This is a genomic window from Microvirga splendida (genome assembly GCF_016427565.1).
Classification (GTDB): domain Bacteria; phylum Pseudomonadota; class Alphaproteobacteria; order Rhizobiales; family Beijerinckiaceae; genus Microvirga; species Microvirga splendida.
This window is the reverse complement of the sequence record NZ_JAELXT010000005.1, coordinates 156,628-171,271: the sequence shown is the minus strand read 5'-3', so window position 1 is coordinate 171,271 and position 14,644 is coordinate 156,628. Positions and strand designations below refer to the sequence as shown.

Annotated in this window: 14 protein-coding genes; 8 read left to right on the top strand and 6 right to left on the bottom strand. The window is 66.0% G+C overall.

What is annotated here, in order from left to right; translation table 11 throughout:
- The first annotated feature begins 3 nt into the window (after window positions 1-3).
- The 7 genes from JAO75_RS07595 to JAO75_RS07565 all read left to right on the top strand — a co-directional run bounded on the left by JAO75_RS07595 (window position 4) and on the right by JAO75_RS07565 (window position 6,783).
- Window positions 4-1,851 (top strand): ABC transporter permease, encoded by a 1,848-nt coding sequence (locus JAO75_RS07595; RefSeq protein ID WP_199047984.1) that lies wholly within the window; start codon window positions 4-6, stop codon window positions 1,849-1,851.
- Window positions 1,848-2,624, top strand: coding sequence for an ABC transporter ATP-binding protein (locus JAO75_RS07590; RefSeq protein WP_199047982.1), 777 nt, complete (start codon window positions 1,848-1,850; stop codon window positions 2,622-2,624). The genes JAO75_RS07595 and JAO75_RS07590 overlap by 4 nt, the downstream gene beginning before the upstream one ends.
- Entirely contained in the window at window positions 2,621-3,334 is a 714-nt protein-coding gene (locus JAO75_RS07585) for an ABC transporter ATP-binding protein (protein WP_199047980.1), read from the top strand. Before JAO75_RS07590 ends, JAO75_RS07585 begins: the two co-directional genes overlap by 4 nt.
- 132 nt (window positions 3,335-3,466) lie before the next feature.
- On the top strand, window positions 3,467-3,781 hold the full coding sequence (locus JAO75_RS07580; RefSeq protein ID WP_199047978.1) for a 2Fe-2S iron-sulfur cluster-binding protein: 315 nt from the start codon (window positions 3,467-3,469) through the stop codon (window positions 3,779-3,781).
- 70 nt (window positions 3,782-3,851) lie between these two features.
- The gene (locus JAO75_RS07575) at window positions 3,852-4,895 is read left to right on the top strand and encodes an NAD(P)/FAD-dependent oxidoreductase (protein WP_199047976.1); all 1,044 of its coding nucleotides are present in this window, start codon (window positions 3,852-3,854) and stop codon (window positions 4,893-4,895) included.
- A gap of 198 nt (window positions 4,896-5,093) precedes the next feature.
- Window positions 5,094-6,332 (top strand): allantoate amidohydrolase, encoded by a 1,239-nt coding sequence (locus tag JAO75_RS07570; protein WP_199047974.1) that lies wholly within the window; start codon window positions 5,094-5,096, stop codon window positions 6,330-6,332.
- 10 nt (window positions 6,333-6,342) lie between these two features.
- The gene (locus tag JAO75_RS07565; protein ID WP_199047972.1) at window positions 6,343-6,783 is read left to right on the top strand and encodes a GNAT family N-acetyltransferase; all 441 of its coding nucleotides are present in this window, start codon (window positions 6,343-6,345) and stop codon (window positions 6,781-6,783) included.
- A gap of 3 nt (window positions 6,784-6,786) precedes the next feature.
- Here the strand turns inward: JAO75_RS07565 and JAO75_RS07560 are convergent, their stop codons facing one another.
- Window positions 6,787-7,302 (bottom strand): GNAT family N-acetyltransferase, encoded by a 516-nt coding sequence (locus JAO75_RS07560; protein WP_199047970.1) that lies wholly within the window; start codon window positions 7,300-7,302, stop codon window positions 6,787-6,789.
- 80 nt (window positions 7,303-7,382) lie between these two features.
- Here JAO75_RS07560 and JAO75_RS07555 point away from each other — a divergent pair, with 80 nt between their 5' ends.
- Entirely contained in the window at window positions 7,383-7,688 is a 306-nt protein-coding gene (locus JAO75_RS07555; protein ID WP_199047969.1) for a hypothetical protein, read from the top strand.
- Window positions 7,689-7,739: 51 nt separating this feature from the next.
- Here the strand turns inward: JAO75_RS07555 and JAO75_RS07550 are convergent, their stop codons facing one another.
- From JAO75_RS07550 to ugpB, 5 genes are all read right to left on the bottom strand, one after another.
- Window positions 7,740-9,371, bottom strand: a complete 1,632-nt coding sequence (locus tag JAO75_RS07550; protein WP_199047968.1) for an HAL/PAL/TAL family ammonia-lyase — start codon at window positions 9,369-9,371, stop codon at window positions 7,740-7,742.
- Between the two features lie 878 nt (window positions 9,372-10,249).
- The gene (locus tag JAO75_RS07545; RefSeq protein WP_199047967.1) at window positions 10,250-11,326 is read right to left on the bottom strand and encodes a sn-glycerol-3-phosphate import ATP-binding protein UgpC; all 1,077 of its coding nucleotides are present in this window, start codon (window positions 11,324-11,326) and stop codon (window positions 10,250-10,252) included.
- Window positions 11,327-11,447: 121 nt separating this feature from the next.
- On the bottom strand, window positions 11,448-12,293 hold the full coding sequence (ugpE, locus tag JAO75_RS07540) for a sn-glycerol-3-phosphate ABC transporter permease UgpE (protein WP_199047966.1): 846 nt from the start codon (window positions 12,291-12,293) through the stop codon (window positions 11,448-11,450).
- Window positions 12,293-13,174: a sn-glycerol-3-phosphate ABC transporter permease UgpA gene (ugpA, locus tag JAO75_RS07535; RefSeq protein ID WP_199047965.1), complete on the bottom strand. Its 882-nt coding sequence runs from the start codon at window positions 13,172-13,174 to the stop codon at window positions 12,293-12,295. Before ugpA ends, ugpE begins: the two co-directional genes overlap by 1 nt.
- Before the next feature lie 127 nt (window positions 13,175-13,301).
- A complete protein-coding gene (ugpB, locus tag JAO75_RS07530; RefSeq protein ID WP_425523162.1) occupies window positions 13,302-14,609 on the bottom strand; it encodes a sn-glycerol-3-phosphate ABC transporter substrate-binding protein UgpB in 1,308 nt (435 codons plus the stop codon).
- Window positions 14,610-14,644 lie beyond the last annotated feature (35 nt).

The following is a 14,644-nucleotide window of genomic DNA, read 5'->3' as shown; positions in this document are numbered from 1 at the left end:
GGAATGGACCCTGCCTTCCTAGCCGTGCAGGCGCTCAGCGGCCTGTCCAGCGCCTCCTCGCTCTTCATCACCGCCTGCGGCCTGACGATCGTGTTCGGCGTCACGCGGATCGTGAACTTCGCGCACGGTTCGCTCTACATGATCGGCGCCTACACGGCCGCGACCCTGGTGCCGCGGCTGCTCGAACTCTCCTTCGGCCCCGTCACCTTCTGGGCCGGCATTCTGGCCTCGGCGCTTATCGTCGGGGTGATCGGCGTCATCATCGAGGTTCTTCTCCTGCGGCGAATCTACGGCGCACCGGAGCTGTTCCAGCTGCTCGCCACCTTCGGCGTCGTGCTGGTGGTGCAGGACCTCGTGGTGCAGGTCTTCGGCCCGCAGGACATTCTCGGCCCGCGCGCTCCCGGCCTGCGCGCGCCGGTAGAGATCCTCGGACGGCGCTTTCCGTCCTATGAGCTCGTGCTGATCGCGGCCGGCCCCATCGTGCTGGGACTCGTGTGGCTCCTGCTGCGCAAGACCCGCTTCGGCGTGCTGGTGCGCGCAGCCACGCAGGACCGGGACATGGTGGCGTCACTCGGGGTCAACCAGGCCCTGCTGTTCACCGGCACGCTGTTTCTCGGCGCGTTTCTCGCAGGCCTCGGCGGCGCGCTCCAGATCCCGCGTGTGTCAGCCAATACGGGCATGGACCTGTCCATCATCGCTGAGGCCTTCGTCGTCACGGTGGTGGGGGGCATGGGCAGCGTGCCGGGTGCCTTCCTTGCGGCGCTCATCATTGGACAATTGCAGGCTTTCGGCATTCTGATCTTTCCGAAGAGCACTCTGGTCGTCGTCTTCCTGCTCATGGCCGTGGTGCTGGCGATCCGCCCCTACGGTTTCTTCGGACGCGCGGAAGTCATCGGCGGAACCCACGCGGTGGGCATCGCGAGCCGCACGCCGCTGCCGGGCCGCTCGCTCATCCTGCTCGTCGTCGTCGCGATTCTCGCCGCCTTTCCCCTCGTGGCGGATGCCTATCTCCTGAAGGTCGCCACCGAGATCCTGATCTTCGCGCTCTTCGCCTTCAGCCTGCAGCTCCTCATCGGCGTCGGCGGCATCGTGAGCTTCGGCCACGCGGCCTTCTTCGGCCTCGGCGCCTATGGGGCGGCGCTCGCCGTCAAGTGGTACGGGGTCTCGATGGAGGCGGCCTTGCCGCTCGGGCTGGCGCTGGCCGCCCTGGGGGCCGCGCTGGTCGGCGCCTTCGTGGTGCGCCTGTCCGGCATCTATCTCGCCATGATGACCCTGGCGGCAGCGCAGATCCTCTACGCGGTGGCATTCCAGTGGGTGGAGGTGACCGGCGGCGACAACGGCATCGTTGGCGTCTGGCCCTCGCCCTGGGCGGGCGGCCCGGTTCCCTATTACCTGCTGACCGCAGCCCTGACCGTCGTGACGGTGCTGCTTCTGAAGCGCATCATCGACGCGCCCTTCGGCTATTCCTTGAGGGCGGCCCGCGATTCGGAAGCGCGTGCGGAGGCCATCGGGCTGAAGGTTCGCCAGCATCGCTGGCTCGCCTTCACCATCGCCGGTGCCGCGGCAGGCCTCGCGGGCGGCATCTATGCGTTTTCCCGTGGCTCGGTGGACCCGAGCCTGCTCGGCATCTCGACTTCAGTGGACGCGCTCACCATGCTGCTGCTCGGCGGCATCCAGACCGTCATGGGGCCGCTGGTGGGCGCGGCGGTGCTGCATGCCTTGCGCGACTGGATCATGCCGCTCACATCGCTCTGGCGGCTGCTGCTGGGCCTGAGCATCATCGCCATGGTGCTCATCTTCCCGCGCGGCCTTGTGGGCACCGTCCGGGACCGGTGGGAGGCGCGGGCATGACGCTTCTTGCGGTGAACGGCCTGCACAAATCCTTCGGCGGCGTGGTGGCGGCCCGTGACGTGACCTTCACGGTGGCGCGCGGCGAGATGTTCGCCATCATCGGGCCGAACGGCGCCGGGAAATCCACGGTGTTCAACATGGTCGGCGGCCAGCTCGAGCCGGATCGCGGCCAGATGCTGCTCGACGGGCAGGACATCACCCACGCGTCGCCGCAGAAGCGCTTCCGCCGCGGCGTGGGCCGCACTTTCCAGGTGGCGCAGACGTTCCTGTCCATGAGCGCTGCCGAGAACGTCCAGATGGCGCTGATCAGCTGCTACCGGCAGAGCAACGGTCTCTGGAGCCCGGCCCGGGACCGCCATCGCGAGAAGGCCCTCGAGTTGCTCTCCCGGGTCGGCATGGCGGAGGCGGCGGATGTGCCCTGCTCGGCGCTTGCCTATGGCGATGTGAAGCGGGTGGAGCTCGCCATCGCGCTTGCCGGCCAGCCCAAGCTGCTCCTCATGGACGAGCCTACTGCGGGCATGGCTCCGCGCGAGCGGGCAGCGCTCATGGACCTGACCGCCTCCATTGCCGAATCCCAGGGCATCGGCGTTCTCTTCACCGAGCATGACATGGACGTCGTCTTCGGCCATGCGGCTCGGGTGCTGGTGCTCCTCCGAGGTCAGATCATCGCCTCTGGAACGCCCGACGAGGTCCGGCAGGACGAGCAGGTCAGGCGCGCCTATCTGGGCGACGAGCACGCCCTGGAACGGCCGAAAGGGATGAGCCCGGCATGACAACGCCGCTTCTCGAGGTCTGGAACCTCTGCGCCTCTTACGGTCGCGCCCAGGTGCTGTTCGACCTGACGTTCAGGCTGCATCAGGGTGAGGTCCTGGCCCTGGTCGGCCGCAACGGGGCAGGCAAGACCACGACCCTGAAGGCGATCATGGGACTGGTCTCGGCCTCGGCCAAGCAGGCCACCTTCAAGGGGAAGTCCCTGGCGGGGCTGCCGACCTACAAGATCGCCCGCCTGGGCCTCGGCTACGTGCCGGAGGACCGGCGCATCTTCACCGACCTCACCGTCGAGGAAAACCTGGAGACGGGCCGTCGGCCGGCCCCCGCCGGACGCTCGCCCTGGACCCCGGAGCGGCTGTTCCGGCTCTTCCCCAACCTGGCCGAGATGCGGGGGCGGCGCGGCAACCAGATGTCCGGCGGCGAGCAGCAGATGCTCACCATCGCCCGCACCCTCATGGGCAACCCGGACGCGATCCTGCTCGACGAGCCATCCGAGGGCATCGCCCCGGTGATCGTCCAGATGATGGCGGAGGCGATCCGGGCCATGAAGGCGGAAGGCGTGGCCGTGCTGCTCTCCGAGCAGAACTGGGCCTTTGCCGCCGGCATCAGCGACCGGGCCTGCGTGATCGAGCGCGGCGAAATCCGCTTCCAGGGCTCCATGGACGAGCTCATGGCGGACGAGGCCCTGAGAGCGGAAACCTTAGGCGTCTAGGGGCAGCCCGCTGCCGGAAACAAACGGGGCCCTTAAACCATTGACGGGGCGGGCCGAAAGGCCGATATCCAGCCCATCCGGCGCACCCTCCTGCGCCATACCCCAGAATCCGCGCAGAGGAATTCCCGCTTCATGGGCGTCATCCATGTGACCGACCGGGCCGGCCAGCGCCACACCCTTGAGGCGATCGAGGGCTGGCGGGTCATGGAGATCATCCGGGATTGGGGCCTGCCCATCGAGGGCCTGTGCGGCGGCGCCTGCGAATGCGCCACCTGCCACGTCTTCGTGGCCGAGGATTGGCTGGGTAAGCTCTACCCCGCCACGGAGGAGGAGGAGGACCAGCTCGACACCGTGGTGACGAAGCCCAATTCCCGCCTGTCCTGCCAGATCCTGTGGACCCCCGAACTCGACGGCCTGGAAGTCACCCTGGCGCCCACCGGGGACTAACTGCCAGCCTGCCACATTGCCAAGACGGAGAGACCATGCTTCTCAAACGGTCTCTCGAAGGAGCCTGTTTATGACCGACCATATCGAAACCGACGTCGTCATCATCGGTGCCGGGCCCGTGGGCCTGTTCGCCGTGTTCGAACTCGGGCTCCTCGACATCAAATGCCACCTCATCGACATCCTGCCGAAGGTGGGCGGCCAGTGCGCCGAGCTCTACCCTGAGAAGCCGATCTACGACATCCCGGGCTTTCCGATGGTGACGGGCCAGGGCCTCGTCGACAACCTGATGGCGCAGATCGAGCCGTTCAACCCGACCTTCCACCTGAACGAGATGGTGGAGAGCCTGGAATCCATCGGCACGCCCGAGGCGCCCCTGTTCCGGGTCAAGACCTCCGAGAACGGCACCACGTTCGTCTGCAAGTCGGTGATTATCGCGGCCGGCGGCGGCTCGTTCCAGCCCAAGAAGCCACCCATCGACAACATCGAGTCTTACGAGGGCACGAGCGTGTTCTACGCTGTGCGCAAGATGGAGATGTTCCGGGGCAAGAAGGTGCTGATCGTCGGCGGCGGCGATTCCGCTCTCGACTGGACCGTGAACCTGCAGCCCATCGCCAAGCGCCTCACCCTGCTCCACCGCCGCGACGCCTTCCGCGCCGCGCCCCACACGGTGGAGAAGATGCGCGCGCTGGTCGCCGCCGGCGACATGGACCTTCACCTGGGCCAGGTGAGCGCGCTCAAGGGCGAGAACCACGTGCTGGAAGGCGCCGTGATCCGCAAGGACGACGGCTCGGAACACGTTGTCGATTGCGACGTGATGCTGCCCTTCTTCGGGCTCACCATGAAGCTCGGGCCCATCGCCGAGTGGGGCCTGAACCTGCACGAGAACCTGATCCCGGTGGATACCGAGAAGTTCGAGACCAACGTCCCCGGCATCTTCGCCATCGGCGACATCAACACCTATCCGGGCAAGCTGAAGCTGATCCTCTCCGGCTTCCACGAGGGCGCGCTGGCGGCGCAGAAAGTGCACCGCTACGTGTACCCGGAGAAGAAGCTCCTGTTCCAATACACGACCTCGTCGACGAGCCTGCAGAAGAAGCTCGGCGTCGCTGCGTAAGGCTTTTTGGTACGAACCCCAATCGTCATGGCCGGGCTTGTCCCGGCCATCCCGCTTCTGTAAAGCGCTGCGCTCTTTAAATCGGGATCACCGGCACAAGACCGGTGATGACGTGGGCGGAATCAGAGCCCGCTGAATCCTCCTTCGGGGCTCCCGCATCCTCTTGCGAAGCGGGCCGGTTCCTGAGACTCTTGCCGGATGACGCATTCATCCGATCTCACCCTTGGCCGCCGCGTGATGGCGATGATCGAGGACCTCGCCCAGCACACGGACGAGGCCGGCCGCATCACGCGGCTCTACCTGTCCACCGCCCATCGCAGGGCCGCCGACGCCACCCTCGTGATGATGCAGGAGGCCGGGCTCGACGCGCATATCGATGCGCTTGGCTCCGTCATCGGCCGCATGGAAGGCGCCGATCCGCAAGCGCCCGCCCTCATCATCGGCTCCCACATCGATTCCGTGGTCGATGCCGGCCGCTATGACGGCAATCTCGGCGTGGTGCTCGGCATCGTGGTGGTCGAGGCCCTGCGCCGGCAGGGGATCACACCTTCCTGTTCCATCGAGGTCGTGGCCTTCGGGGACGAGGAGAACGTGCGCTTCCCGACCAATCTCTCCACCTCCTCGGCCCTTGCCGGCCGCTTCAACCCTGCCTGGCTCGACGGCCGGGATCAGGACGGCATTGCGCTGCGCGATGCGCTGGTCGCCTTCGGGGGCGATCCGGACGGCGTGGCGGCCCTCGCCCGCGATCCGGTGCGCTATCGCGGTTATCTCGAGGTTCATATCGAGCAGGGCCCGCAGCTCGAAGCCAAGGATCTGCCCGTCGGCATCGTGTCCGCCATCAACGGCATCACCCGGGCCCGCGCTCATGTGATCGGCGAGGCGGGACATGCCGGCACCGTGCCGATGAATATGCGCCGTGATGCCCTGGCGGCGGTGGCCGAGATGATCGGCATCGTGGAGCGCGCAGGCTCGACGCGCACCGACACGGTGGCGACGGTAGGCGTCGCCCAGGTGCAGCCCGGCGCGATCAATGTGATCCCCGCGCGGGTCGACTTCACCCTCGATGCCCGCGCGCCGGACGATGCGGTCCGCGAGGCCATGGTGCAGGACATCATGGCGGAGTGTCAGGCGGCGGCCCAAAGGCGCGGTGTCGAGCTCGTCATCGAACCGTTCATGGATTCGCCCGCCACCCCCATGGACGAAGCCCTGATCGAGCAGTTGGAGGCCGCCGTGCGGAGTTTGGGCATCGAGCCGCTTCATCTCGCCTCCGGCGCAGGCCACGATGCGGTGGCGATGGCCAATCTCTGCCCCTCCGCCATGCTCTTCGTGCGCTGCGAGGGCGGCATCAGCCACAACCCGGCAGAGTCGATCACCGTGGAGGATGCGGATGCGGCCGCGCGGGTGCTGCTCGCGGCCGTCAGGCAGATCGCCGGGTGAGGTTCATCCGATGACGCAGGCGCCGACACTCGCGTTCGTCGAGGACAATTACGGCCTCCAGGAGATCGTGCTCGCCGGCGTGCGCGATTTCAACAGGGCGCTGTTCGCCAAGCATCCGCCGGGGCAGGATCTCGCCATCGCACTTCGCGATCCGGAGAGCAATGAGCCGGTGGGAGGCCTCTGCGGCCGCACGGCGGGCGGCTGGCTTGCCATCGAGCTGATCTTCGTGCCCGAGGCCTTCAGAGGCATGGGCCTTGCCACGCAGCTCGTCGCCATGGCCGAAGAGGAAGCCCGGCGCCGCGGCTGTCATTCGGCCTGGCTGGATACGCTGAACCCGCAGGCGCTCCAACTCTACCAGCGCCTGGGCTACGAGATCTTCGGCGAGCTCAAGAACTATCCGGCCGGGGGCAGCCGCTTCTTCCTGCAGAAGAAGCTTGTGGCCGCAGCCTGAACATCAACCGTTCCATTCGTCCACCAGCACCGCCCAGCGTTCATGATCGCGCCACTCGCCGTTGATCTTGAGATAACGGGGCGAGAAGCCCTCCTGCCGGAATCCGAGCCGCTGGACGAGGGCGCGGGAAGGCTCGTTGGCAGGCTGGATATTCGCCTCCACCCGGTGCAGAGCGAGATCGTGGAAGGCGTGCGTAACCACGAGGCTCACCGCCTCGCTCATCAGCCCCCGCCCGTTCATGCCGGCCGTGCCGTAATAGCCCATATAGGCGCTCTGGAAGAAGCCGCGCACGATCTCGCTCAGGTTCACCACGCCGACGATGCGTCCGCTCTCCCGCTCGTGGGCGATGAACCCCATTGACCGCTCCCCGTCGCAGCGGGTGAGGTAACCGAGGAAGCTCGCATGATCGCGGCAGGGCGACACCCAGGGCTCGTGCAGAGCGATGCTGGCGAGGTTGGCCCTCACCAGCTCGGCGCCATCCGAGGCTTGGACGGGACGGATCGTAACGCGTGACAACATGAGGTTCATCTCAACTTCAGGAACCATGGCATAGAGCTGCCGTTGTCGTCAGCTCCTCCGCGAACCATAAGGAATGGACCATGCGCGCCATCATTCTCCCCGCCTTCGCTCTTGCTTTCGGCCTCGGCTTCTTCGCCGCTCCCCAGGAGGCTCATGCGCGTTTCAGCCCCGAGCAGATTCAGGCGCCGTCGCTCGTGGACGATGTGGCCTGCGTGACCCGCCGCATCCGCACCGTGCGCCCCAACGGCCGCGTAATCTATCGCACTGTGCGCCGCTGCGGCGTTCCCGCCTGGCAGCGCCGGGTGGACCGCTGCCGCACCGTGCGCCAGCGCATCGTTCAGCCGAGCGGTCGCGTGATCTACCGCACCATTCGCCGCTGCCGCTGATCGGCGCCCCATACAACGCTTCAGGGCCCGGCATCGCGGGCCCTTTTCACTTCATTCTAGCTCACCAATGGCGTTCTCGACCGCCTCGACGACGGCGCCGGAGCGCACGAGGTCCAGCGCCTGGCGCATCTCGGTGGCGTACCAGCGGTCGCCTTCGAGCGCCGGCGGAATCACGGCGCGGATCGCTTCTATCGCGGCGCGCGAGCCCTTACCCAGCGGATAGTCTCCGGCGAGCGGCTCCACGAGGGTCAGCGCCTGTGCGGCCATCAGCAGTTCGCCGGCCACGATCTGCTCCACGTTCTCGACGATGATGCGGGCTTTCCGTCCGCACCAGGTGGAATTGGAGACGTGATCCTCCGCGTTGGATTTGCCGGGGATCGAGTCCACCGAGCCCGGCGTGGCAAGCCCGCGGTTTTCCATCACCAGCGCCGACATGGAGCACTGCACGGTGGCAAAGCCCGTGTTGAGCCCGCGCTTGCCGGCGAGCAGGTTGCGCGGCAGACCGTAGGACATGGTGGGATCGATGAGGCGCGCGAGCCGCCGCTCGGAGATCGCGCCGAGATCCGCCATGGCGATGGCGAGAAAATCCATGGCCTGCGCCATGTACTGCCCGTGGAAGTGCCCGCCGGAGATCGACACGTAGCCGCCCTGCCCGTCGTCGAAGATGAGCGGATTGTCGGTGGCGGAGTTCATCTCCGTGCCGATGATGCGCTCCACATATTCGACCGCCTCGACGGCAGGCCCGTGAACCTGCGGCGTGCAGCGCAGGGAATAGACGTCCTGCACCCGGGGCGATGCGGGCTGGCCGGGCTGGCGCGGCTCGTCCGGGAAGACGATGTCGCGGGCGGCTTGCGAGCAGCGCTTCGTGCCGTCGAGAATCCGCAGCAGGTTGCGCGCGACCTTGGCCTGGCCCGGATGCGGGCGCGCCTTATGCACGCGCGGATCGAAAGCAGCCAGCTCGCCGCGCATGGCCTCGAGCGAGAGGCACATGGCGATGTCGGCCTGCTTGAGCAGGCGGCGCGCATCGTGGGTGGCGAGCGCGCCCAGGGCCAGCGACGTGGTCGAACCGTTGATGAGTGCGGAGGCATCCTTGGCGCCGAGCTCGAAATCCGGATCGAACCCCGCCATGCGGATGGCCTCGCGGGCCGGCATGACGCGGCCCTGATAAAACATGTCGGCTTCCTCGAAGCCGCAGACGGCGCCGGCCATGTGGGCGAGCGGCGCGAGATCGCCCGATGCGCCGACCGAGCCTTTCTGCGGGATCACCGGATGCAGGCCCGCATTGAGGAACGCGATCAGCCGCTCGACCAGTTCGACCTGCGGGCCGGAATAGTTGGATGCGAAAGCGTTGGCCCGCAGCAGCATCATGGCTCGCGTCACATCCTCGGCGAAGGGCTCGCCGACGCCGGTGGCGTGGGCATAGACCGTCTTGCGCTGGTAGGCCGCCATGTCGGCGATCAGCACCCGCTGGTCCTTGAACAGGCCGACCCCCGTGTTGAAGGCATACATGAGCGGGGCGTCGTCATGCATCCAGGTGCGGTCGATATAGTCCCGCGTTGCGGCGATCCGCTCGCGCGCCTCGGGCGCCAGGGCCGCTTGCGCATAGGTCCCCTGAGCATCGCGGCGCGCCACGCGCACCACGTCCTGAATGCCGAGAGTGGCCCCGTCGAGCTTGACCGTCATCGCTGTTCCTCACGTTGATGCAAAAGGGATACCGGGGCTTCGTATACGGCGCAACCGCCGTGTGGCGGCGATTGCCGCCTTGGTGTCATCCCGGATCTGCGCTCACGCTCCGTCCGGGATGACGCTCTCATATCTGTCAAAGAGCCAGCACCTGTGGGCCCGCAGCGGGTGCTGCGAGCCTGTGGTGAGATCGAGGGTGGCGCGTCGGGCAGCCCGGCTCGCTGTGTGATGGTGAATGGAAGAGCCAGACTGCCTCTTCGCGCACGGTTTGTTTCAGCGGACCTGGTCAGGCCAGGATCGGCCACCCGCGATCACAGGGGTGCGAGCCCTGCGGCGGGACCGTGCCTGCTCCCACACTGCAACGCCTCGCGAGCGCGCCCCTCTGAGGAGCAGATCTACGCAACCTTATAGCTAAGATTGAGGTCGTTGTCAAGAACAAAATGAGAACATGCACGTGCCTTCCCTCTCCCCTTTGCGGGAGAGGGTGGCCCTCGCGTCAGCGAGGGTCGGGAGAGGGGCTGTGCTTGTCATCTACGCCCCCTCTCCCGGCTCGCTCCGCTCGCCACCCTCCCCCGCAACGGGGGGAGGGTTCGCGCCACTCTTGTCTACGGATCGCACAACCCTCCGCCCTCATCCTGAGGAGGCGCGTCAGCGCCGTCTCGAAGGAGGATCCAGAGAGCACTGGACGATCCTTCGAGACGCAGCCTCACGGCTGCTCCTCAGGATGAGGCTGAGGGGTGGGCAGCAAAGACGTGGATCCCCGGACCAAGTCCGGGGATGACGAAGAAAGTGTCGGACCGGGAGAGAGCAACAAAAAGGCCCTGGATCGCTCCAGGGCCTTGAGACGCTTCGATGCCAGGCTTAACGCCGATCAGGAATCAGACCCGACCCAGACGCTTCGTGGTCTGCGGGTCGAAAAGGTGGACATTCCCGGGGTCGACCGCCAGCGTGAGATTGCGGGTATCCGCCGGAAGCTGGCCGGTGGAGGCCTGCACGATGAACTCGGCGCCGGCCACCTTGCCGTGGAAGAGCTGGGTGGCGCCGAGCTCCTCGACGAAGTCGATGTCCATGGACAGGGAGCTTGCGCCTGCGCCGCCCGCCTGCACGTCCTCGGGACGCAGGCCCACCTCGATGGCGGAGCCCGGCGTGAGGCCCTCGCGCATGTCGGTGACGGCGATGGACTGGCCGCCCACCGAGACGCGGCCGGGGCCTTCCACGGTGCCGGGCAGGATGTTCATGGGCGGGGAGCCGATGAAGGTCGCGACGAAGCGGGTCTCAGGACGGCGGTAGACCTCCGCGGGCGAGCCCACCTGCTCGATCTGGCCGCCGGACATCACCACCAGCTTGTCGGAGAGCGTCATCGCCTCGACCTGATCGTGCGTGACGTAGATCGAGGTCACGCCGAGCGCCCGCTGCAGGCGCTTGATCTCCACGCGCATCTGCACGCGCAGCTTGGCGTCGAGGTTGGAGAGCGGCTCGTCGAAGAGGAACACCTGGGGCTTGCGCACGATGGCGCGGCCCATGGCCACGCGCTGGCGCTGGCCGCCGGAGAGCTGGCGCGGCTTGCGGGCGAGGAAGGACTCGATGGCGAGGATGCGGGCTGCTTCCTTCACGCGCCTGTCGATCTCGTCCTTGGGCGTCTTACGGTTCTTCAGGCCATAGGCCATGTTGTCGTACACGCTCATGTGCGGATAGAGGGCGTAGTTCTGGAACACCATGGCGATGTCGCGGTCGGCGGGCTCCATCTGGTTCACGACCCGGTCGCCGATCTTCACCTCGCCGCCGGAAATCGTCTCGAGGCCGGCGATCATGCGCAGCAGCGTGGACTTGCCGCAGCCCGACGGGCCGACGAGCACGCAGAAGGAGCCGTCCTCGATGCCGAGCGACACGCCCTTCACGGCCTCCACGTTGCCCGCGTATATCTTCCTGACGGTATCGAGCGTTACCCCTGCCATCGTCCTGTTCCTTTTCAACCGTGGCCCGCTCCGCTCAAGGCGCCGGGCATAATTCGTTCAAGCTTCTTGAGAAGGAGCCCTCACGGCCTGTCGCCGCGAGGGCCATGCGCCGGTCGGCACGTCACTTCTCGGTTTCGACCAGACCCTTTACGAAGAGCCGCTGCATGAAGATCACCACCAGCACCGGCGGCAGCATGGCGAGCACCGCGGTGGTCATGGCGACATTCCACTCGGTCAGGGCATCCGTGGTGGTGATCATCATCTTGATGCCGATGACGATGGTCTGCATGGAGCTCTTCGTGGTGATCAGCAGCGGCCAGAGATACTGGTTCCAGCCGTAGATGAACTGGATCACGAACAGGGCCGCGACCGTGGTGAGCGACAGCGGAAGCAGCGTGTCCTTGAAGAACCGGAAGGCCCCCGCGCCGTCGATCTTCGAGGCCTCCAGGAGCTCGTCCGGGATCGTCATGAAGAACTGCCGGAAGAGCAGCGTGCCGGTGGCCGACGCGATGAGCGGCAGGATCAGGCCCGTATAGGTGTCGAGCAGCCCGAGATCGGCCACGATCTTGTAGGTCGGGTAGATGCGCACCTCGACGGGGAGCATCAGGGTGATGAAGATGATCCAGAAGGCCGTCTTGCGGAACGGGAACTTGAAGTACACCACCGCGAAGGCCGAGAGGATCGAGATCAGGATCTTGCCGACCGCGATCCCCATGGCCATGACCATCGAGTTGAGCATCATCATGCCCACGGGCTGACGGGCATGCATGCCGCCGTAGAACAGGGTGCGCGAGTAGTTCTCGGCCGCCTGATCGCCCGGCACCAGGGGCATGTTGCCGTTGATGATGGTGGCCGTGTCGAAGGTCGAGGCCATGATGGCCAGGTAGACCGGGAAGGCCACGATGACGACGCCGAGGGCGAGCGTCAGGTAGGCCATGAACTGGGCGAAGGGACGATTCTCGACCATCAGTACTGCACCTTGCGCTCGACATAACGGAACTGGACGGCGGTGAGCGCGATCACGATGATCATCAGGATCACCGACTGGGCGGCCGAGCCGCCGAGATCGCCGCCGAGGCGGCCGTCCGCATAGACCTTGTAGACGAGGGTCGTGGTCTGCCCGGCGGGTCCGCCGCCCGTGACCGCGTCGATGATGCCGAAGGTCTCGAAGAACACGTACACGATGGTGACCACGAGCAGGAAGAAGGTGGTCGGCGACAGCAGCGGGAAGATCACGGTCCAGAAGCGGCGGATCGGGCCGGCGCCGTCGATGGCAGCCGCCTCGATGACGCTCTTCGGAATCGACTGAAGGCCCGCCAGGAAGAACAGGAAGTTGTAGCTGATCTGCTTCCACGTGGCCGAGAGCACCAGAAGCGTCATGGCATGGTTGCCGTTGAGCATGGGGTTCCAGTTGATTCCCAGCGCATTGATCGGACGCGACAGGGTGCCGAGCGTCGGATGGAACATGAAGAGCCACAGCACGCCCGCGATGGCGGGAGCCACCGCGTAGGGCCAGATCAGCAGGGTCTTGAAGGCTTGCCCGGCGCGGATGTTCTTGTCGGCCTGGGTGGCCAGAAGCAGCGCGCAGGCGAGCGAGAAGAAGGCGACCAGCGTCGAGAAGATCACGGTGGTGACCATGGCCCGGTAGTACTCGGGCTGCTCGAACAGGAAGACGTAATTCTCGAAGCCGACGAATTCGGACGCGAGGCCGAAGGCGTCTTCCCGCAGGAAGGACTGCCAGATCGCCTGAGAGGCCGGCCAGTAGAAGAAGACGACTGTGATCGCCATCTGGGGAAGGATCAGCAGGAGCGGCAGCGTCCAGCCTGAAATGTGAGCTCGTTTTTCCATCGCTTTTGCGGCTGTCCGAGGATGGGGCAGATGACGGCGGCAACCGGTCTGCGAAGGGGGTCCATAAGATCATCCCGGGAAGCCTTGCGAGCTCCCCGGGATGAAAGGCGGTCAGGTTCAGGTCAGCTTAGCGAACGGTGCGCTCGAACTGACGCAGGATCTGGTTGGAGCGGTTCACGGCGGAGTCGAGAGCGTCCTTGGCGGGCTTCTGGCCGGCGAGGGCGGACTCGATCTCTTCCGAGATCACGTCGCGGATCTGGACCATGTTGCCGAAGCGCAGGCCGCGGGAATTCTCGGTCGGCTCCTTGTTGGTCAGCTCGATCAGCGCCGTCTGGAGAGCGGGGTTCTTCTCATAGAAGCCCGACGCCTTGGTCTTCTCGTAGGCGGCCTTGGTGATCGGGAGGTAGCCCGACTCCTGGTGCAGCTTGGCCTGACGGTCCGTGTCGGACAGGAACGAGAAGAACTTCGCCACGCCCTTGTACTCGTCGGACTTCTTGCCGCCCATGACCCACAGCGAAGCGCCGCCGATGATGGAGTTCTGCGGAGCGCCCTGGACGTCCGGGTAGTACGGCATCGGCGCATTGGCCCAGTCGAACTTCGCATTGGCTTTCACGTTGCCGTAGAAGCCAGAGGAGGTGAGGAAGATCGGGCATTCGCCGGAGGTGAAGCGGCCCTCGGACTTCGAGTCGCGGCCCGAATAGTCGTAGGTCTTGTCCTTCTGCAGGTCGACGAGGTTCTGCAGGTGCTTCACGTGCGTCGGGGAGTTGAACTTCATCTCCGCGTCGAAGCCGTCGAGGCCGTTAGCCTTGGTCGAGATCGGAATGTTGTGCCAGGCGGAGAACTGCTCGATGTGAGCCCAGGAGGCCCAGGCATTCGAGAAGCCGCAGGTGTCGTGGCCGGCAGCCTTGAGCTTCTTGGCGGCGTCGAACACCTCGGGCCAGGTCTTCGGGATCTCGTTGACGCCGGCCTTCTTCAGCGCGTCCTTGTTGACCCACATGACCATCGAGGAGGAGTTGAACGGCATGGAGAGCATCTCGCCCTTCGCCGTGGAGTAGTAGCCGGTGATCGCCGGGAGATAGGCCTGCGGGTCGAACTTCTCGCCCGCTTCCTTCATCATCTCGTGGACCGGCTTGATCGCCCCGCGGGCGCCCATCATGGTCGCGGTGCCGACCTCGAAGACCTGCAGGATGTGGGGAGCGCCGCCCGCACGGAACGCGGCGATGCCGGCGTTCAGGGTATCGGCGTACTGGCCCTTGTAGGTCGGGACGACCTTGTACTCGGTCTGGGACTTGTTGAACTCGTCAGCGAGGCGGTTCACGACGTCGTTGTTGGCGCCGGTCATGGCGTGCCACCACTGAAGCTCCGTCTGGGCGAAGGCGGAGGTGCTCGTCGCAAGGCCCAGGGCCAGAGCGCCGAGAAGGGACTTCTTCATCATTCTGATCTCTCCCGTATCATCCCGTCTGGGACGTT

Bases quoted from the DNA above. Each gene is read 5' to 3' on its own strand.
- JAO75_RS07585 (WP_199047980.1), top strand. From the start codon at position 2,621: ATGACAACGCCGCTTCTCGAGGTCTGGAACCTCTGCGCCTCTTACGGT.
- JAO75_RS07590 (WP_199047982.1), top strand. From the start codon at position 1,848: ATGACGCTTCTTGCGGTGAACGGCCTGCACAAATCCTTCGGCGGCGTG.
- ugpA (WP_199047965.1), bottom strand. From the start codon at position 13,174: ATGGAAAAACGAGCTCACATTTCAGGCTGGACGCTGCCGCTCCTGCTG.
- JAO75_RS07555 (WP_199047969.1), top strand. From the start codon at position 7,383: ATGCGCGCCATCATTCTCCCCGCCTTCGCTCTTGCTTTCGGCCTCGGC.
- JAO75_RS07545 (WP_199047967.1), bottom strand. From the start codon at position 11,326: ATGGCAGGGGTAACGCTCGATACCGTCAGGAAGATATACGCGGGCAAC.
- JAO75_RS07580 (WP_199047978.1), top strand. From the start codon at position 3,467: ATGGGCGTCATCCATGTGACCGACCGGGCCGGCCAGCGCCACACCCTT.
- JAO75_RS07550 (WP_199047968.1), bottom strand. From the start codon at position 9,371: ATGACGGTCAAGCTCGACGGGGCCACTCTCGGCATTCAGGACGTGGTG.
- ugpB (WP_425523162.1), bottom strand. From the start codon at position 14,609: ATGATGAAGAAGTCCCTTCTCGGCGCTCTGGCCCTGGGCCTTGCGACG.
- JAO75_RS07560 (WP_199047970.1), bottom strand. From the start codon at position 7,302: ATGTTGTCACGCGTTACGATCCGTCCCGTCCAAGCCTCGGATGGCGCC.
- JAO75_RS07575 (WP_199047976.1), top strand. From the start codon at position 3,852: ATGACCGACCATATCGAAACCGACGTCGTCATCATCGGTGCCGGGCCC.
- JAO75_RS07565 (WP_199047972.1), top strand. From the start codon at position 6,343: ATGACGCAGGCGCCGACACTCGCGTTCGTCGAGGACAATTACGGCCTC.
- JAO75_RS07595 (WP_199047984.1), top strand. From the start codon at position 4: ATGGACCCTGCCTTCCTAGCCGTGCAGGCGCTCAGCGGCCTGTCCAGC.
- ugpE (WP_199047966.1), bottom strand. From the start codon at position 12,293: ATGGTCGAGAATCGTCCCTTCGCCCAGTTCATGGCCTACCTGACGCTC.
- JAO75_RS07570 (WP_199047974.1), top strand. From the start codon at position 5,094: ATGACGCATTCATCCGATCTCACCCTTGGCCGCCGCGTGATGGCGATG.